The 18,521-nt window shown below is 48.7% G+C and carries 21 protein-coding genes and 1 riboswitch; of the genes, 19 read left to right on the top strand and 2 right to left on the bottom strand.

Annotation, left to right across the window (positions count from 1 at the left end):
• Window positions 1–192 precede the first annotated feature (192 nt).
• The 11 genes from KTG14_RS09615 to ystJ all read left to right on the top strand — a co-directional run bounded on the left by KTG14_RS09615 (window position 193) and on the right by ystJ (window position 10,927).
• Window positions 193–615, top strand: coding sequence for a DUF4870 domain-containing protein (locus tag KTG14_RS09615; RefSeq protein ID WP_254178087.1), 423 nt, complete (start codon window positions 193–195; stop codon window positions 613–615).
• A 42-nt stretch (window positions 616–657) separates the two neighbouring features.
• Window positions 658–1,446, top strand: coding sequence for a YveK family protein (locus KTG14_RS09610; protein ID WP_216970726.1), 789 nt, complete (start codon window positions 658–660; stop codon window positions 1,444–1,446).
• Window positions 1,388–2,080, top strand: a complete 693-nt coding sequence (locus KTG14_RS09605; RefSeq protein ID WP_308461985.1) for a CpsD/CapB family tyrosine-protein kinase — start codon at window positions 1,388–1,390, stop codon at window positions 2,078–2,080. Before KTG14_RS09610 ends, KTG14_RS09605 begins: the two co-directional genes overlap by 59 nt.
• Window positions 2,081–2,116: 36 nt before the next feature.
• Window positions 2,117–3,976 (top strand): polysaccharide biosynthesis protein, encoded by a 1,860-nt coding sequence (locus tag KTG14_RS09600; protein ID WP_216970724.1) that lies wholly within the window; start codon window positions 2,117–2,119, stop codon window positions 3,974–3,976.
• A 37-nt stretch (window positions 3,977–4,013) separates the two neighbouring features.
• Window positions 4,014–5,402: a phenylacetate--CoA ligase family protein gene (locus KTG14_RS09595; protein ID WP_216970723.1), complete on the top strand. Its 1,389-nt coding sequence runs from the start codon at window positions 4,014–4,016 to the stop codon at window positions 5,400–5,402.
• A 125-nt stretch (window positions 5,403–5,527) separates the two neighbouring features.
• Window positions 5,528–6,640, top strand: coding sequence for an aminotransferase class I/II-fold pyridoxal phosphate-dependent enzyme (locus KTG14_RS09590; RefSeq protein WP_254178095.1), 1,113 nt, complete (start codon window positions 5,528–5,530; stop codon window positions 6,638–6,640).
• Window positions 6,641–6,720: 80 nt separating this feature from the next.
• Window positions 6,721–7,863, top strand: a complete 1,143-nt coding sequence (locus KTG14_RS09585; protein ID WP_216970721.1) for a YeiH family protein — start codon at window positions 6,721–6,723, stop codon at window positions 7,861–7,863.
• A gap of 133 nt (window positions 7,864–7,996) precedes the next feature.
• The gene (locus KTG14_RS09580; RefSeq protein ID WP_216970720.1) at window positions 7,997–8,326 is read left to right on the top strand and encodes a hypothetical protein; all 330 of its coding nucleotides are present in this window, start codon (window positions 7,997–7,999) and stop codon (window positions 8,324–8,326) included.
• Between the two features lie 106 nt (window positions 8,327–8,432).
• Entirely contained in the window at window positions 8,433–9,164 is a 732-nt protein-coding gene (locus KTG14_RS09575; RefSeq protein WP_216970719.1) for a hypothetical protein, read from the top strand.
• A gap of 167 nt (window positions 9,165–9,331) precedes the next feature.
• Window positions 9,332–9,592 carry a 3-hydroxyacyl-CoA dehydrogenase family protein gene (locus tag KTG14_RS09570; RefSeq protein WP_254178086.1) on the top strand — a complete coding sequence of 87 codons (261 nt, stop codon included), beginning with the start codon at window positions 9,332–9,334 and terminating at the stop codon, window positions 9,590–9,592.
• A gap of 123 nt (window positions 9,593–9,715) precedes the next feature.
• Window positions 9,716–10,927 (top strand): NADP-dependent malic enzyme, encoded by a 1,212-nt coding sequence (gene ystJ, locus KTG14_RS09565; RefSeq protein WP_216970717.1) that lies wholly within the window; start codon window positions 9,716–9,718, stop codon window positions 10,925–10,927.
• Window positions 10,928–11,060: 133 nt separating this feature from the next.
• On the opposite strand, the gene KTG14_RS09560 is transcribed toward ystJ, so the two are convergent.
• Both KTG14_RS09560 and KTG14_RS09555 read right to left on the bottom strand, forming a co-directional pair.
• Window positions 11,061–12,233 (bottom strand): aminotransferase class I/II-fold pyridoxal phosphate-dependent enzyme, encoded by a 1,173-nt coding sequence (locus tag KTG14_RS09560; RefSeq protein WP_216970716.1) that lies wholly within the window; start codon window positions 12,231–12,233, stop codon window positions 11,061–11,063.
• Window positions 12,226–13,350 (bottom strand): methionine biosynthesis PLP-dependent protein, encoded by a 1,125-nt coding sequence (locus KTG14_RS09555; RefSeq protein ID WP_216970715.1) that lies wholly within the window; start codon window positions 13,348–13,350, stop codon window positions 12,226–12,228. The genes KTG14_RS09560 and KTG14_RS09555 overlap by 8 nt, the downstream gene beginning before the upstream one ends.
• A gap of 76 nt (window positions 13,351–13,426) precedes the next feature.
• Window positions 13,427–13,526, bottom strand: a riboswitch (SAM riboswitch).
• Window positions 13,527–13,725: 199 nt separating this feature from the next.
• Here KTG14_RS09555 and KTG14_RS09550 point away from each other — a divergent pair.
• The 8 genes from KTG14_RS09550 to arsD all read left to right on the top strand — a co-directional run bounded on the left by KTG14_RS09550 (window position 13,726) and on the right by arsD (window position 18,518).
• Entirely contained in the window at window positions 13,726–14,031 is a 306-nt protein-coding gene (locus KTG14_RS09550; RefSeq protein ID WP_216970714.1) for an antibiotic biosynthesis monooxygenase family protein, read from the top strand.
• The gene (locus tag KTG14_RS09545; RefSeq protein ID WP_216970713.1) at window positions 14,028–14,396 is read left to right on the top strand and encodes a hypothetical protein; all 369 of its coding nucleotides are present in this window, start codon (window positions 14,028–14,030) and stop codon (window positions 14,394–14,396) included. Before KTG14_RS09550 ends, KTG14_RS09545 begins: the two co-directional genes overlap by 4 nt.
• Window positions 14,397–14,400: 4 nt before the next feature.
• Window positions 14,401–15,051, top strand: a complete 651-nt coding sequence (locus tag KTG14_RS09540) for a cobalamin B12-binding domain-containing protein (RefSeq protein ID WP_216970712.1) — start codon at window positions 14,401–14,403, stop codon at window positions 15,049–15,051.
• Window positions 15,029–15,790, top strand: a complete 762-nt coding sequence (locus tag KTG14_RS09535) for an STAS domain-containing protein (RefSeq protein ID WP_216970711.1) — start codon at window positions 15,029–15,031, stop codon at window positions 15,788–15,790. Before KTG14_RS09540 ends, KTG14_RS09535 begins: the two co-directional genes overlap by 23 nt.
• 145 nt (window positions 15,791–15,935) lie before the next feature.
• On the top strand, window positions 15,936–16,874 hold the full coding sequence (locus KTG14_RS09530) for a cation diffusion facilitator family transporter (protein ID WP_216970710.1): 939 nt from the start codon (window positions 15,936–15,938) through the stop codon (window positions 16,872–16,874).
• Window positions 16,875–17,094: 220 nt separating this feature from the next.
• Entirely contained in the window at window positions 17,095–17,403 is a 309-nt protein-coding gene (locus tag KTG14_RS09525; RefSeq protein ID WP_216970805.1) for an ArsR/SmtB family transcription factor, read from the top strand.
• Between the two features lie 79 nt (window positions 17,404–17,482).
• A complete protein-coding gene (gene arsC / locus KTG14_RS09520) occupies window positions 17,483–17,902 on the top strand; it encodes an arsenate reductase (thioredoxin) (protein WP_216970709.1) in 420 nt (139 codons plus the stop codon).
• A 256-nt stretch (window positions 17,903–18,158) separates the two neighbouring features.
• Window positions 18,159–18,518 (top strand): arsenite efflux transporter metallochaperone ArsD, encoded by a 360-nt coding sequence (gene arsD, locus KTG14_RS09515; protein WP_216970708.1) that lies wholly within the window; start codon window positions 18,159–18,161, stop codon window positions 18,516–18,518.
• Window positions 18,519–18,521: the final 3 nt, after the last annotated feature.

The raw sequence follows: 18,521 nt of genomic DNA, 5'->3' as shown, positions 1-18,521 counted from the left end.
GCAAAAGCGGTCGGTTTTTTCTATTTGCTGAAATTGCGCGGGTCTTTTTGCACGTGAACAGGACAAAAGCGCCACAAGGAATTAATTTATTAGATAAATGAAACTAGTGAAACTATTTAACTTTGTTTTAACCTGCTCTCTTTAGTATGGGTCGTAATAGATAGGAAGACAGATCTCAAGGAGGAAAAGCAGATGATTGAAAACAAAATCAAGATGACGAATGAACCGCCTGTCAGTTTTGATCAGCAGACCGTCTTCAAGCAAAGCCGGGAAGCACCTAGTACACAGCCTTCCATCACTGGGCTTGGCCTTTCGGAAAATGTCGCAGGATCGCTCGCGTATTTGCTTGGATTTTTCTCAGGATTCATCCTGCTTATGGTTGAGCGGGAAAATCGCTTCGTCCGTTACCATGCTTTCCAGTCTATATACGTCTCGATTCTTTTTTTTACATTGTTTACCGCAGCCGGCATGGTGCCGATGGCAGGATGGGTGGCCGAAGTTTTATTGATGCCAATTGGCTTGGTGTTGTGGATCATCCTCATGTTGAATGCGCATAACGGAAAGGCATTGCGCCTGTGGATTATCGGGCGCTTTGCAGAAAAACAGCTCCATTGAACAAGCAAAATCACCCCGTATATGGGGATATGAGGTGAAGACATGGAAAGTACATTCAATATGAAAGAGTTTTTCAAGAACCTGAAGAAACGCCTGCCGCTCATCATCGCGATGACGGTCGCTTTTGTCGCCATTGCGGGAGCTGTCAGTTATCTATGGATGAAACCAGTCTATCAGGCATCGACACAGATACTGGTTAATAAAGCACCGGCAAATGCCCAGGAATTCAGCATGCAAGACATCGATACGAATTTACAATTGATTAGCACCTATAACGTCATTATCAAGAGCCCGGCAATTTTAACGGAAGTCATCAATGAACTCGGGCTTAACGAAACAGTGCAATCGTTGAACGAACAGATTGAAGTCTCCAGCATCGAGGATTCCCAAGTCGTGACGCTCGAAGTTGAAGATGAATCGATGCAGCAGGCGGTGCTAATCGCCAATACAACCGCCAAAGTATTTGAACAAGAGATCCGCAATTTGATGCGTGTCGACAATGTTAGCATCCTCGCACCAGCCACGATGCCTGTGAGCCCGGAGCCGGTTAAGCCGGATCCATTGTTCAATATGGCAGTTGGCGCGATTATCGGCTTCATGCTCGGTACGGGTCTTGCGATCGTCCTCGATCAATTAAACACGACAGTGCGCACGGAAGAAGATATCGATGAATTGCTTGGACTGCAAGTGCTTGGCGTAGTGAGCCCGGTCGGCGACTTGGAGAAAACGGATAAACCTTCGAAACATACTGACAGAATGGAGTTGGATGAGAATGTTGAATCAGACAGCGTCAAAGCGGCCGCTCGCCCGAAAGTTGGTAGCACGTATTAAACCGAACTCGGTCATCAGTGAACAATACCGCACAATCCGCACAACCATCAATTTTTCTTTACCTGGCAATGAAATGAAGACTTTATTGTTCACTTCCGCTTCGAAAGAAGAAGGGAAATCGACAACTTCAGCCAATATGGCTGTCGTTTTTGCGGAATCCGGGAAAAAGGTGCTGCTTGTCGATGCCGATATGCGAAAACCGACGCTGCACCATACCTTCAATTTGAACAATCATATTGGCTTGTCGAATTTGTTGGTCGGAAAAGGGGAGCTTGAGCAAAGTGTACGCGACAGCGGCATTCGCGGCCTGGAACTGTTGACATCGGGACAGATTCCACACAACCCGGCAGAACTGCTGGATTCACCGATGCTGGACCGATTGGTAGTTGAGATGAAGGAGCGCTACGATTTGATCATTTTCGATTCACCGCCGATCCTGTCCGTGACAGATTCCAAGATCCTCGCGAATAAATGCGACGGGACGGTGCTCATCGTCAATACTGGGAAAACCGAAAAGCAAAGCGCGATTAAGGCGCGCGACAGTTTAGCGACTTCTAAAGCCTATATCGTTGGAGTCGTGATGAATAACTACAAACTCAGCAAGGACCATTATTACAGCCATGACTACAACTAATAAGCGGTACCTGCGCGAGGTGAAGGAGCTAATGATATGACGATTACAAGACGCTATACTTCATTGTTCATAATAGACTCGCTGATCATCCTCTCAGCAACGTATCTCTGTTATTTGTTTTTGCTGCCTTTCGACAACATTATGTCGAATCGGCTGCTGCTGCTCATGACGATTACTTTGTTCATCGCCCATCATTCCTTTGCCTGGCATTACGGGCTTTACCGGAAAGTATGGGCTTATGCCTCGATCCATGAATTGAAGTCAATCGTCAAGGCAGTCACTTTGACAATGTTCGTGGCGACGGTTATGCAATATATCCAGACTGGCGGGGTGTTTGTCCGGATCCTGGCGCTGACTTGGATGTTTCTCATTCTGTTTCTCGGGGCATCGCGCTTTTCATTCCGCCTTTACCATGAACGCGAGCCGCGTAAAAGTGAAGGCCAATTGAGCCGTACGATCGTTGTCGGCGCTGGGGAAGCCGGCCGCATGATCGTCCGGCAGATGAAGCAGAATCCGCAATGGGGGCGAAAACCGATTCTTTTCATCGATGATGACCGCACAAAATGGGGGTTGGAAATTTTTGGGTTAGGAGTGGCGGGACCCATTTCTGAAATTCCGCGTTTGGCCGCCCACAACGAGATTGACCAGATCGTCATCGCCATTCCATCGCTATCGAAAAGGGAAATGGCGGAAGTGACAAAACTATGTATTGAAACCGGTCTTAAGGTACAGACCATTCCACGAATTGAAGATTTGATGGTCGGGAAGGTCAAAGTCAGCGACATCCGGGATGTGAAAATTGAGGATCTTCTCGGCCGTGAAGAGGTCAGGCTCGATATGGCAGCCTTAACTGAAAAAATCGCAGGCAAGAGCATTATGGTCACCGGTGCCGGCGGATCGATCGGTTCGGAAATCTGCCGACAGATCAGTGTATTCAAACCTGCCAGAATCCTATTGCTTGGCCATGGCGAGAACTCGATTTACACGATTGATCGCGAGTTGCGGGCGAACGTGCAGAAAGAAATCGAAATTGTACCGATTATCGCCGATATCCAGGACCGCGAACGGATCTTCGAAATGGTCAGCAAATTCAAGCCGGATATCATTTATCATGCTGCAGCCCATAAACACGTGCCATTAATGGAAGCAAATCCGCTGGAAGCCGTGAAGAATAATATTTTCGGGACGAAAAATGTGGCGGAAGCAGCAGATCGCTACGGCGTCGGCAACTTCGTCATGATATCCACCGATAAGGCTGTCAACCCGCCGAATATCATGGGGGCTTCCAAACGGTTTGCGGAAATGATCGTTCAAAATTTAGCGGGTTCTTCCAATACGACATTTGCTGCAGTGCGTTTCGGCAACGTCCTTGGATCTAGGGGAAGTGTCGTGCCGCTATTCCGCGAACAAATCGCAAAAGGCGGCCCGGTCACCATCACCGACCCGAAAATGACCCGCTATTTCATGACGATTCCGGAAGCATCCCGATTAGTGATCCAAGCTGGCATGCTTGCCTCAGGCGGGGAAGTATTCGTGTTGGATATGGGAGAACCAGTGAAAATCGTGGATTTGGCACGCAATATGATCCGCTTGTCCGGCTTTGAGGAGGATGAAATCCAAATCAATTACACCGGCATGCGGCCTGGTGAAAAGCTCTACGAAGAACTGCTGGATCCTAGTGAAATCCAATCGGAAAAAGTATTTACGAAAATTCATATCGGAAAAGCCACTCCGATCAGCCAAGTAGAAATAAGCCGAATTCTAAAGAAGCTTCCTGAAATGGGAGAACAGGAAATCCGCGAGACCTTATTGAAGCTCGCGAACCGGCCGAAAGAAGAAAAAGCGAAAGAACCGGTATGGCAAGAAGAATGGAAAATCGAAGGAGGATTGGCCTGATTACAGGTGCTGCCTACAAGCGCGGGGGGGATGCCAAGTGAAGCTGCTATCAACAGAACTGTATGGGAATTCTCCTATTTATCTTCAAAATCTGCTGCTCAGTTTCCATGAATACGCCAACTCAAGAAAACGATACGGAATGGGCTATTACCGCTTTCTTCATCAACTTTCTGGCATGGACGAGAATGACCGGCAGTCAGAAGAACGTTATCAGGACTTGGAACTGCGCTCGCTGCTCCGTCACGCCGCCGAGCATAGTGCATTTTATCAGGATCTGTATGGAAGTGATTTGGCTGATATTCGAGTTGCCGGTGATTTGCGGCAACTTCCATTCATCGAAGAAGAACTTTTCAATGAACAGATTAACGAAATCCGCATGAAATTTACTGCGAAGAAAAAAGTAGTACACAAAACTTCAGGAGAAGGCCCATTGCCCCATTTATGGTTAACCAATTTGGATATGCAAAAACAAACGGCCGCAATTGACCATTTCAAGAAGCAACATGGTGCGATCAATCTGGAGATGAAACGTGCGACATTCTATCACGGTGATTTTGTTCCGCGCGGTCAAACACAAGGGGCGTTCTGGCGTGATATTTATTATCTCAATCAGCGGCTGTATTCAGCTCATCATTGCACGGAGCCGTATCTTTCGGCAGTGGTGCGCAACCTGAATGGTTTCCGTCCTGATTTTGTCGACGGTTTATCTGGGGCGATTCTCGCGCTTGCCCGTTTTATCAACGATTATCGCTTGTTGCTGGATTTTCAGCCCATTGCCATTTTTGTGGAAACGGAAATATTATCGGACAGCGAGCGATTGGAAATCGAGAGCGCGTTCGGCTGTTCTGTCCGCATGTGGACCATGAAAACCGAACGCTCTCCGTTTCTCTCGGAATGCGCAGCTGGGAATCTGCATTTCAATATGCGGACAGGGGTGATGGAGTTTACCGGGCAAGGCGAAGTACTCTTGACCCGCTTCCATACAAAAGGGACGCCGCTGATCCGGCTAAAGATTAAAGATCAATGGATGCCAGTAGATTGCCCTTGCCCATGCGGCAGCGTTCATCCGGTGGTCCGCAAGCCGCTTCAGCCAATCTCAGCTTTTTTACAATCAAGAAGCAGAGGCCGGGTGACCAGTTTGTATTTGTCGACCGTGCAGGAGAAATTTCAGCAAGCGGCGCCTTCGATGCAATTTATCCAAAATTCCGTAGATGTAATTGAGATTTGGCTCGGCGGAACCGATTTTGTCCCTAAAGAACTTGAGCAAGATATTGTCCAGGAAATGGCCGGCATATTCGGAGAAGATATGAGTTTTATGGTGAGAGGCCGCTCAAATAACCCCTCGGAAGAAATAGGGCCTGCCGGATTGATTATCAATAATCTGCAATTTCCAAGGACTTGCCAAAGCGATTACGGCATGGACTGAACGTGCTGATGAATAAGAGGAGGCTGTTGTACATGAACATTCGACAGGATACAGGAGCATCGGTTGTGCCGTTTCCGGTTCCGGTTAAAGAAACAAGCGATAGGATTTATCTTTCTGCCCCGCATATGACAGGGAATGAGCAGAAGTATATCAGCGAGGCGTTCGAGTCCAACTGGATTGCGCCAATGGGGGCGAATATCAACCAGTTCGAAGCGGAGATAGCTGCGTATGCCACGACACAGGCAGCCGCAGCTTTGTCTTCAGGGACTGCCGCGATTCATTTAGCGTTGCAGTTGCTGGGGATCGGAAAAGGAGACCGTGTATTCTGTTCCAGTTTGACGTTTGTGGCAAGTGCCAATCCGATTCTCTACGCTGGAGCGGAGCCCGTTTTTATTGATTCAGAGGAAGAAACGTGGAATATGTCTCCATGGGCGCTGCAAAAAGCATTTGCAGCCGCAGAACAAGAGGGCAAACTTCCAAAAGCGGTGATTATTGTACATATTTATGGACAAAGCGCCCGTATGGATGAACTTAAAGCCCTTTGTGATCATTACGGGGTACCAATCGTCGAAGACGCAGCCGAATCGCTCGGATCCACTTATAAAGGGAAAAAAACCGGCAGTCTCGGAACATACGGCATTTATTCATTCAACGGCAATAAGATCATCACGACGTCCGGAGGCGGCATGCTGGTGTCTAACAACCGAAAAGGCGTGGCGCAAGCGAGATTTCTCGCCTCGCAGGCGAAAGACGATGCTCCATTCTATGAACATAGCCGTGTCGGCTATAATTATCGGATGAGCAATGTACTGGCAGGAATTGGCCGTGCGCAACTCGAAGCGATTGAACTGCGCGTTTCGGCCCGCCGAGCTGTTTTCAAACGCTATATTTCAGCGCTCGGCAAATACGAAGCGGTAAAATTCCAGCCCGAACTTGAAGGCACACGTTCGAACCGCTGGCTGACAGTCCTGCTGCTTGACCCGGCCCGAACTGGCCGATCGCCTGATTACATCCGTGAGTGGCTGGAATCACAAAATATCGAATCACGCCGTGTCTGGAAGCCGCTTCATCTGCAGCCTTTATTTGCAGGCTGCAAGTTCTATTCACATAACCCGCATGGCAAGACGGCTGTCAGTGAAAAATTATTTGCAGAAGGCCTTTGCTTGCCTTCGGGATCAGACTTGCAACCAGAACAGCAACAACGCATCATCCAGTTGCTTGAAGAAATATTGGACTAAATGCCGTTCTTAGACGAAGCTGCATTTTGGTGGTACGATTAGTACGAAATCAAAAGACAGTTCGCAAGGAGCAGATGAGCGTGAATGAAAACACGAAAAAACAGCGAATGGTCAGGCTGCTTCCAGGCCTGGCCCTTTGTTTGGTGGTTATATGGGCAGGAATTTACGGAGCGGATTTGATCGGCGTTGCACTCGGTGCGACCGGTCTATTGCCGGAAGGCGGGAAAAGCCCGGTATCTGGGATTTTTATGGCTATCCTGATCGGCATCATTATCCGTAACACAACCGGCTTGCCGGAGATCTTCATTGGCGGAATCGGTTTTGCGGTCAAATATGCATTGCGTTTAGGTATCATCCTGCTGGGCTTGCGCTTGAGCTTAACGGAAGCCCTGACGCTTGGGGCTTGGGGCATGCCGCTTATTATAGCCTGTATCACAGTGGGAATCGGCGTTACCTTGTTTTTTACGAAGCTTTTTGACCAATCCAACCGGCTCGGGGCGTTGATCGCGAATGGAACAGGAATATGTGGCGTGACCGCTATTATGGCAACAGCGCCTGTCATCCGCGCAAAAGAAAACGAAATATCGTATGCGATCGCCAACATTACGGTTTTCGGGCTAATGGGCATGTTATTCTATCCATACCTCGCCCATTTCTTTTTTGCTGATGAGCCAATTAAAGCCGGGCTATTCCTTGGCACCGCCATACATGATACAGCGCAAGTGACGGGTGCAGCTTTAATGTACGAACAGATGTATGATTCAACACTTGCGCTTGATGTGGCGACCATTACGAAATTGACGCGCAATTTGTTCATTATTGCCGTTATTCCGCTCATCGCGTATTTTTTCTTCCGGAGTGAAGGTCAGGACGGAGCAACAATACCGAAATGGTATAAACTGTTTCCGTTCTTCATCCTTGGATTTCTTCTACTGTCGCTTCTCCGCACTATAGGGGATGCCACACTTGCTTCAGGCGGCCAGGCGTTCGGCATTTTTGGGGCGTCAGGCTGGGAAGAGTTCTACAACTTTTGGAGTTCGTTCGGATCGACATATATGCTCGGCCTCGCGATGGCGGGCGTCGGGTTATCGACCAACTTAAAAATATTCCGTGGGATGGGAATGAAGCCTTTTTATATCGGCTTGATTGCAGCCATCTCTGTTGGGACGGTCAGTTTATTGCTCATTTCGCTATTCGGCGATTTGGTGCAGCTGGCGTATTGAGTGGAAATCACCTGTGAGCCTTTATAAGGCGTCCAGGTGATTTTTTATGGTTTCAGAGATCCGGGGTGAACCTGTTTTCGCCAAGCTCCTCAAGGGTATGGAAAAGTAATAGCGTTTAAAGGAGGAGAAGAGATTGGATATAAAGGCTGAACGTGATCTTTTGAAAGATGATTATGGCAATTATTATGTCGTTTCGTATGCGACGAAAGATTCCTTGACTGTGGTGAACGCGGCTCTTTATCATGCTTTCAATCAAGAGCTGACGGATGAGTTCGTAGCTAAAGTGAAGCGTAAATATCCGAAAGGTGTGGCTGTTGGCGTTTATTTTGCGGATTTGGTGCATGAGCAGATCAAAAAACTTGAGGATTCGGAATCTCCTGGGCATATTTACGATCTAAACGAAGTACGGAAAGAATACGATATCCACTTGAAGCCGATTTACCATGATTCACTCCATCTTTGATCACGCAAATGTACACAGGAACTTCTAATTAAGTCCGTCAATTAATAACTGAATATTAAGTTATTGTTTAGTCTGTTAGATGGTACTTCAAAAAGGAGGAGAGTTGATGAAACATTGGCTTGGTTTCGGAGGAGTGGCACTGATGCTTACAGTGGCTGGCTGCGGAACACAGGAGACGGTAACAGAGGAATCTGAACAAGACATGATGCAGGAAGAGGCAACCGAAAATGAGGCGGCAAAAGCAGAAAAGGAGGAAACGCCAGCTAAAGGCACGAGCGGTGACAGCCATGACAGCAGCCAGGCAGCCGTCGATCCATATGATTATTTCCTTGAAGACGGGTCGATTGCTAGATTTGAAGGATTCGGAAATGAATTTGCCGAATTTACGCTGAAAACCGATTATATGGAAGCGAATCATGTCGTAACGTATGAAGACAATGGCGGAACCGTCGTTCTCAAAGTCTTCCGACTGCATGACGATCGTATCGAGCTCGTTAAACAGGAAGGTGAGTTTTACGATGACTTCACGGCAAGCTTCGAAGAATTGGAAGCCTTGGAAGTGATTTCGACTTACCTGGAATTCCCGATCGAAGAAGGCCAGGAAATCGGTGACGCGACTGTGGTGGAAACTGGCGCAAGCCTAGAGACGCCATATCAAAATTTTGATGATGTCTTTGTGCTCGAATCAATGACTGAAGATGGTTCGATCAACCGCAATTATTTCGTAGAGGGTTACGGAGAAGTAAAACGCGAATTCCGAGCAAATGCCGATGATCTCGAAGAATTGGCGATCACATCTACACTTGCCTCCATCGAGTTTGCCGAAACAAAGAAGTAGACAGATGATTTCATTGAAAAGCCCGCTGATTTAGCGGGCTTTTTCAGCTTGTCGAGAAAGTTAAGAAGTCGTATTTTCCGAAGCTTATCGCTCGCTTTCCGCGGGCGGGAATCGAGCCTCCTCAGCCGCTATCGCGGCCTGCGGGGTCTCATAGCATCGGCAGGCGCTTGCCGGTAACCGGTCCGCTTCAGACGGCAGATTTCGGGGAGGTGGACATTTTCTATGCAATTTCGGATTATCTGTTCGAAGACCTGTCGACAGAACAAAAGCCTGGCCGCACACTGGGTGAGTTAGCGGAAAGTGGCAAGCTTGGGTCCAAGACAGGAAGCGGCTTCTACGAGTGGACGGAAGCGCAATCGAGAGCTGTACAAGCTGAACGGGAAGAAGCGTTAATTTATTTTCTCAAGCAGGATATGGGGAAAGGGTGATGGGACTTCACTCTTTCTCTATCAGCCTAAAGTCTGAAATTAATCAGAATTATAAGAAAAGTCTTTCAATTTGATGGGGAGTCGATATAATAAACAATTATAATCAAAAAGGAGATGAGGCAAATGACCGATCTGAAAAACGATTCACTGAACTTGCATAGAAGGCATCAAGGGAAATTGGAGATTCGTTCAAAAGTGGCTGTGGAAAACGAGAGGGATTTGAGCCTCGCCTACTCTCCTGGCGTAGCCGCACCGTGTCGTGAAATTCATGCCGATCCAAGCAAAGTGCATGAATACACGATGAAAGGCAATACGGTAGCGGTCATTACAGACGGCACCGCTGTGCTTGGGCTCGGCAATATCGGCCCGCAGGCAGCGCTTCCGGTCATGGAAGGAAAAGCGTTATTGTTCAAGGAATTTGCCGGTGTGGATGCATTCCCGATCTGCCTGGATACGACCGATGCCGAAGAAATCATCCGAACCGTCAAATTGCTCGAGCCAGGTTTCGGCGGCGTCAATTTGGAAGACATTGCCGCCCCGACTTGCTTTATCGTGGAGCAGCGCTTGAAAAAGGAAATGAACATCCCGGTGTTCCATGATGACCAACACGGCACCGCGATTGTCACGCTTGCCGGGCTGATCAATTCATTGAAACTGGTCGAAAAGGAAATCGAAGATGTCAAAGTGGTCGTCAACGGCGCCGGTGCAGCCGGCATCGCCATCGTCAAACTGCTTTCGAAATTCGGATTCGGCCATATCGTCATGTGCGACACGAAAGGCGCGATATACAACGGGCGCCCGAATGGCATGAATCCCTTCAAGGCGGAAGTGGCCGAAATGAGCAATTACTATATGGAACAAGGGCAATTGGCAGATGTCATCGCTGGTGCTGACGTGTTTGTCGGCGTCTCAGCAGAAGGCGCATTGACGGAAAGCATGGTGCGTTCGATGAATGAAGATCCGGTCATCTTCGCGATGGCGAACCCGAATCCCGAAATCTTGCCGCATGCCGCGAAATCGGCCGGCGCAAGGGTCATCGGGACAGGGCGTTCCGATTTTGCCAACCAGGTTAATAATGTACTGGCGTTTCCGGGCTTGTTCCGCGGCGCCCTTGATGTACAGGCGAGCGACATCAATGATGCAATGAAAATCGCGGCAGTCGAAGCGATCGCTGCGTTGATCGCCACCCATGAACTTCACGAAGATTATGTGATACCTAAGCCGTTCGACCCGCGTGTAGCACAGGCGGTGGCCGAAGCAGTCGCAAGGGCTGCCGGAGAAACGGGCGTTGCCAAAGTATCGCTCAAAGAGCCTGCCCAGCAGATTGTCTTATAATAAATAGAAGAAAGCCTGAATTTCCTCCCCCTGGAATTCAGGCTTTCTTAGGTTCACGACGCATAATCAAAAACAGACTGTCCGGTTTCGTCAGCTTCATGACGAGGCGGGCAGTCTTTTTAAATGAGTCCGATCAATCAGCGACGCTGAGTCCTTTGGCAATCGCAATTCTTTCGAGTGCCTGGCTGAAGTCGTTGATCAAATCATCAGGATGCTCCAGCCCTGCGGAAAAGCGCAGAAGCCCTTCGGTGATGCCACGCTTGTCACGTTCAGTTGGCGGCATAGCAGCATGGGACATTGTGTCAGGGTAGGACAGGATCGATTCCACGGCACCGAGACTGACAGCGAACACTGGGATCTCCAAAGCTTCCACGAGGATCCGTGCGGCGTCTTTATCCGCCAGCCGGAACGATAGGATACAGCCAGCGTGGCTCGCCTGACGGTCATGGATTGGGTTTCCGGGGTGGAATGAGAATCCGGGATAATAGACTTCTTCGACAAGCGGATGTTTATGCAAATACTCTGCAATACGCGCTGTGGTCTCACCGGATTGTTTTGTGCGGGCACCGAGCGTTTTGATCCCTTGTATCAACGTATAAGAATCCTGGGCGCCAAGTACAGAGCCGAATGTGTTTTGGATGAATGCCAGTTGTTCCCCAAGGCCTGCCTCTTTTGTCACCGCAAGACCAGCTGTGATGTCGCTGTGGCCGGACAGGAATTTCGTCGCGCTGTGAAGCACGATATCAGCACCGAGTTCAAGCGGGTTCTGGTAAAGCGGGGTCATGAAGGTATTGTCGACAAAAGTCATCGCATCGTTTGCTTTCGCCAGTTTCGCCGCCATTTCGATATCGGTAATTTTCATGACGGGATTAGATGGCGTCTCGATATAGACGACCTTTGTGTTTGGCTGGAATGCTGCGGCCACTTCGCCGAGGTCGGTCATATCGACGAAGGTATAATTGACTTTGAATTTCTCGAGCACTTCTGTGATGAAACGGTAGGTGCCGCCGTAGACATCTTCCGAAACCAGCACATGATCACCTGCTTTCAACAGCATGAATGCTGAAGAGATGGCTGCCATGCCGGAAGAGAACGCCAAACCGCGTGCGCCGCCTTCTAGTTTGGCGATCGTTTCCTCGAGTGATTTACGCGTCGGATTGCCGGAACGGCTGTAATCAAATGGCCCGAACGAATCGATGCTTTCTTGGTGGAACGTCGACGATAAATAGATCGGCACATTGACTGCGCCTGTTAGTGGATCGATACCTGCTGAATGGATCAATTTCGTCTCGCGCCGTTCACTCATAGGAAACGACCTCCTTTTCCAGTTTGGCCAAGGCTTGCGACAAATCAGCGATCAAATCTTCTGCCTGCTCCACGCCTACTGAGAAGCGGAGCAGGCGGTTACAGACGCCGCGTGCCGTGCGTTCTGCGACCGGCATATCCGCGTGAGTCTGTGTTGCAGGGTAAGTGATGAAACTTTCCACACCGCCCAGGCTCTCGGCGAAAGTGATCAGCGATAAGTTTTCAAGAAATTCCCCGACCCATTGTTCTTCGCGAAGCCGAAACGACAACATGCCGCCTTTTTCTGGATACAGGACATCCGTCACAGCTTGATGAGTCCTAAGGAATTGTGCAAGTTGTTTGGCGTTGGTTTCGTGCTGGCGCATGCGCAGCGGCAAGGTTTTCAAGCCGCGGATTAGCAGCCAGGAATCAAGCGGCGACAGCACGGCGCCGGTTGAGTTGTGGGCGTTGAAAAGCTGTTCGCATAAAACCTCGCCTTTTGCGGAGACTAGCCCAGCGAGCACATCATTATGGCCGCCGATGTATTTGGTCGCGCTATGGAGCACAATGTCGGCGCCGATTAGGAGTGGCTGTTGAAGGAACGGCGTCAAAAAGGTATTGTCGACAATCAGCAGCAAATTATGTCGTTTGGCGATTTGCGCATATATTGATAAATCAATTTCCTGCATGAGTGGATTGGTCGGTGTTTCGATGAAGAGCGCTTTCGTGTGGACATTGATTTTCGCTTCGGCCGTTTGCGGATCGGTGAAGGGATCGTATACCGGATGGATCTGGTATTTTTCTTCATATTGTTCCAGCAGGCGGTACGTGCCGCCGTAAATATCTTCAGGCAGTAAAATCTCATCGTTCGGGCGAAACAAGGACAGGACCAGTTGAATCGCGGCCATGCCGGAACTGCACGCAAAGCCTGCGTCGCCGCCTTCTAAGTTTGCGATTCCTTCTTCCAGCAACTGGCGTGTCGGATTTTTCGTCCGCGTATAATCATAGCCTGTCGATTTGCCGAGGCTTTCGTGTTCATAAGCTGTAGAAAGGTAAATCGGGGGATTGACGGCTCCTGTCCGTTTGTCGCTGCGATTGCCGAGTTGTACCAGGCGTGTTTCTAGGCTATGTTGTGTCATGTCCTCATCCTTTCCAATCAAAAAGCAGGGGCTTTCTTCTATTGTTAAGAAGAAAGCCCCTGCCGTATATGCTATCTTCTCATCTACTAGGCTATGCCTATTGGAATTAGCACCGTGACTGTGTCCGGTTGCTGAGACTTCAAAGGGCCAAATCCCTCCATCTCTCTTGATAAGAATCATGTTATATAGTTGTGGTTGATTGATGTTTTTCATCATACGGCAATTTCTGGAGAAATACAAGCTGAATATTGAAAATGTTTTGTGATAACCAAAACAGGGCTCGCTGTTATTTCGGAAGCTGAAATGGTATGCTGAGGTATACTTTTATTAGCTGCGGCATTGTAGCCAAGGCAAGTAGTAGAGGGGTCCTGAATTATGTATATCGTCACATCGACCGTCACTGTACCGGAAGATAAGATACAAGATGTCATCGGAATTTATCAAAAACGCTCACGCCGCGTAGACCAAGCGGAAGGCTTCACTTCGTTCCGGCTGATCCAAAATACGAAAAAGCGCCATGAACTGACCGTCCATCTGGAATGGCAATCCAAACAGGCGTATATGAATTGGGTCAAAAGCCAGGAGTTCAAGGAAATCCATGATTTGGAGAAGAACTATCCTGACCAGGAACTCGCGGGCATTGTTCCGAAAGTCCATCAGTACGAAGTGGTGGCTGAATGAACCCACAACAGAAACAGCAAATAGCAGAAAAGACGGCAGAAGGCATTTACGAAGCGTACCCGAACTTATGGGAACGTTTCGGCGATCGTGGGTATGAACATACTGTTAAAGACAATCATCATCATTTGGATTATCTGGAAACGGCTTGGGAGCTGCAGAGCGAACAATCCTTTCTTGACTATGCACTTTGGCTCGAGACGGTGCTCGTAAGCCGCAATGTCGAAACTGCGCTCATCATCGATAATTTTCAGCGGCTCAGCCAGATCGTGCCGCGCTACACGGAAACCATGCAAGGAGATTTCATGCGGGACTGCCTCGATCGCGCAGTCCGGTTATTGGAGCTCCCTCAACATAAAAGGGGCTGATCAAATGAACGAGTCAACACAGCTTTCGGATCTTTTCCTGCAAGGCCAGGAAGAGGAAGCTTTGAAATACGTCCAGGATTTCCTGGGAAATCATTCACACGAACAGCTTTACGGCGAACTTTTGACGCCGGCGATGTATCGCATCGGGGAATTATGGGAACAAAATGAGATTTCGGTAGCGGAAGAACATTTGGCAACCGCTGTTTGCGATTTTGTATTGTCCGCTACGGAACTGCGCAATAAAGACAAAGATGGCCGCAAAAAAGCGATGATCTTTGGCCCAGAAGGTGAAGAGCATTATATCGGGCTCAAGATGGTCGCGGCAATGTTCCGCGAAGAAGATTATGAAGTCCGCTATATGGGGCCGAATCTACCCCTTGACTCAGCGCTCGAATTGGCTGCTGATTGGCAGCCTGATGTGGTCGCGTTATCAGGCGCACTAGCACATCGACTGCCGATTTTAAAAACCTACGCTGAAGCTTTTGCTGAAATCTACCCCAAACCCACCGTCCTGATTGGCGGCAGGGCCGTCACCTTGTCGAGCTTTGCAGATTTACAGGTAAAAGGAGCGGTGATCGTCCGGGAACTTGGTGCGCTCAGGGAATGGATCCGCACAGGAAAGGGGTCGAACGATGACACGCTCTCCACTGGCTGAATGGCCGCTTCCGGCTTTTCAATTGAACAATAGCTTTGCGGTCGTCGATTACTCCCTGGAGGCAGAACAGCTTTTTGGAAAACCAAGGGGATTTTTCGAATTGCTCGATGAAGGAAGCCGCGCCAAAGCGAAACGGCTGCTGAAAACCCGTGGCAGTAAGAAGCCTATCGAATTGAATTTTACTACAGCGGCCGGCTTTTTTTTGGCGGACGTCTATTACCGTTGGGACAGCGATTTTTCAGTGACTCTTGTACTGGTGCCAAAAGATGAACAAATGGCTGCCATCACAGCGCAATTAATTCGCCTGCGCAGCCGTTTGAAAGAAACAGATTACGAATTGCTGCAGGAAAAAGAACGGTCTGATGCGCTGTTGGAAAAAGTGCGCAAACTTTCTGCCCCGTGCATCGCAATCGGGGGAGGCTATGTCCTCATTCCGTTGTTCGGCAATTTGAATGCCGAAAAAGTCGAAGCGATCCGCCCGTATATTGTAACGCAAATTTATGATTATGAAGCCGAGACGGTCATCGTCGATTTGACAGCGATGGGAACGGTGACGCAAGAAGGTGTCAGTTACCTGGAATCGCTCGTCCAGACATTGGGCGTCATGGGAATCGATGCGGTCATCACTAGCGTAAAACCGGAGCATGCCCAGAAGTTGCATCTATTGAAACGGGAAATGAACCTGCGTTTCGAAGCTTCGCTAGAATCTGTCCTGACAACAGCCTCAGAAAAGCATTGATGAAACCGGCCATGGGAGCCGGTTTTTTATGGTTTTGAAGACAGCTGACTGAATGTTTGTTGCGTGCCCCATAGGATATTTGGCGAAATTTCGGGAATACACAATAGAAGAGCAACAGTTAGAAGCTGCAGTGGAGGTGTTGGCAATGGGCTCACATGATCATTCGCATAGCCGCAATAAAAAAACATTATTGGTCGCCTTTTTGATCATCACCAGTTATATGGTGGTCGAGGCGGTCGGTGGATACTTGACGAACAGCCTAGCGCTGCTCGCGGATGCCGGACATATGCTGAGCGATTCCATTTCGCTCGGCGTCGGCTATCTGGCCTTTTCCATCGGCGAAAAAGCGGCCGACCAGATGAAGACTTACGGCTATAAACGTTTTGAAATTTTAGCGGCAGTCTTTAACGGAGTGACGCTCGTCTTGATTTCACTTTATATTTTCTATGAAGCCTACCATCGGTTTTCAGATCCACCGGAAATTGCGACTTCAGGAATGTTGGCTATCGCGGTCATCGGCTTGCTCGTCAATATACTCGTCGCATGGATTTTGATGCGCGGCGGCGATACGAAAGAAAACTTGAACCTCCGTGCCGCTTTTTTGCATGTCTTAAGTGATTTGCTTGGCTCGGTCGGCGCGATCACGGCAGCCCTTGTGATCATTTTCTTCGGATGGGCTTGGGCTGATCCGCTGGCGAGTGTGGTGGTTGCCTTCCTCGTCTTGATCAGCGGCTGGCGCGTGACGAAAGAAGCCGTGCATGTCTTGATGGAAGGCACGCCGAAAAATGTCGACCTGGAGCAAGTGGCGCAGGCAATCGAAGCACTGCCGGCCGTGAAAAGCATCCATGACTTGCATGTATGGAGCATCACCAGCGGAAAAAATTCCATGTCGGGACATGTGGTCATCAAAGAAGATATCTCGTTAAAAGGCAGTCAACAAGTGCTCAGGGACATTGAACAAGCGCTGTTGGAGCTCAAAATCGGCCATGTCACCGTGCAACTGGAAACCGAAGACCATCCCCATGACGACTCGATTCGCTGCCAAGGGCAGGAAGAGGCTGAATCGGCAGGGCATCATCATTGAATAAACAATCAAACGGAAGGGAGCGGAACTATTCCGCTCTTTTTTGTGTGAAAAATCTTAGAGGAGTTATTTTATCGTCTAAATAGCCACTTGAACATATAAGCATATGCTGATATGCTTTGTTTGGTATTAAGCAAGTTAAAACAAAAGAGTACAAGAAATCGGGGTGAATCATGTGGTGAATGTAAAAGCGCGAGAGATAGAAATCGACAAAGCGAGCATGGTGCTCAAGCTGTTAGGCGACAAGACGAGATTGTCGATGGTCAAATTGCTCGAAAAGAACGATTGCTGCGTTTGTGAATTTGTGGAAATCTTTAACGTCAGCCAGTCGGCAATCAGCCAGCACTTGCGAAAGTTGCGGGATCTTGGGTTGGTGAAAGAAAAGCGCAAGGGGCAATGGATTTTCTATTCGTTGAATCAAGACAGTGAATTATATGACATGCTCATGCAAGTCTTGGCATTCATTCCGAGCCAGGATGAGCGCATAGAGAGATTGGTGGAGCAGGGACTGCGCATTCGTTGTGAATAATGGTGATACGGAAAAGGCATTACGTTGAATAAACATAGAGATACTAAAAACCATTCATGGAATAAGGGAGTTAATCAATATGACGAAAAAAACATTGTACTTTTTATGCACAGGCAATTCATGCCGCAGCCAGATGGCGGAAGGCTGGGGGAAAGAAATTTTGGGCGATGAGTGGCAAGTATTGAGTGCCGGAATCGAAGCGCATGGCTTGAACCCGAATGCGGTAAAAGCGATGAATGAAGTGAATATCGATATTTCGAATCAAACATCCGATGTGATCGACACGGAAATTTTAAACAATGCCGATTTTGTGGTAACACTTTGCGGCGATGCAGCTGATAAATGCCCAATGACGCCGCCTCACGTAAAACGCGACCACTGGGGCTTTACGGATCCGGCGAAAGCGCAAGGTACGGAAGAAGAGAAATGGAAAGTGTTCCAGTCGGTACGCGATGATATCGAAGCGCGCATCCGCCATTTTGTGGCAACTGGTGAGTAAGTGAAGTTTTAAGAGGGGGGAGATTGCGCTCCAGGCCTTGTTTTGGGCCCACAGGATGTGGGTCATGCAGGCGATGCGACAGGACGTCGCGATATCGGCTGCCCTCAGGAGTCAGGGCCATCCGCTTCATCTCCAATATTAGAATGTTAAATTTTTCAAATCTAACTGCTCAAAGTTTTGAATAGAGTAAGCATATGTACGATGATTCTAGTCTTATTTGATTAAACCCAACTACGCAGGTAAAGGAGAGCTGATTATGACAAAGGTAGAAATTTTCGATCCGGCGATGTGTTGTTCGACAGGCGTTTGTGGTCCCACTGTGGATCCGGAACTGACGCGTATTGCGTCGGCTGTATATTCACTGGAGAAAAAAGGATTTGCGATTTCTCGCCATAATTTGACGGATGATCCTGGGGCATTTGTAGAAAACAAGAAGGTCAATCAAGTGCTGGTCGAAAAAGGCCCGGACGCGTTGCCGGTTGTGCTGGTCAACGGAGAAATCGTAAAGATTGCCGAATACCCGACAACAGAAGAGTTGGCTGAATGGTTCGAGACGGCGCCAACCGAATTGCAGGAAAAGCCGCGCGTGCGTGTGTCACTGAATATCAACAACTAAAGG

It is taken from the genome of Planococcus sp. CP5-4_YE, from assembly GCF_019042655.1.
Lineage (GTDB): Bacteria > Bacillota > Bacilli > Bacillales_A > Planococcaceae > Planococcus.
The sequence above is the reverse complement of the archived record's forward strand: the minus strand, read 5'-3'. Positions and strand labels throughout refer to the sequence as shown.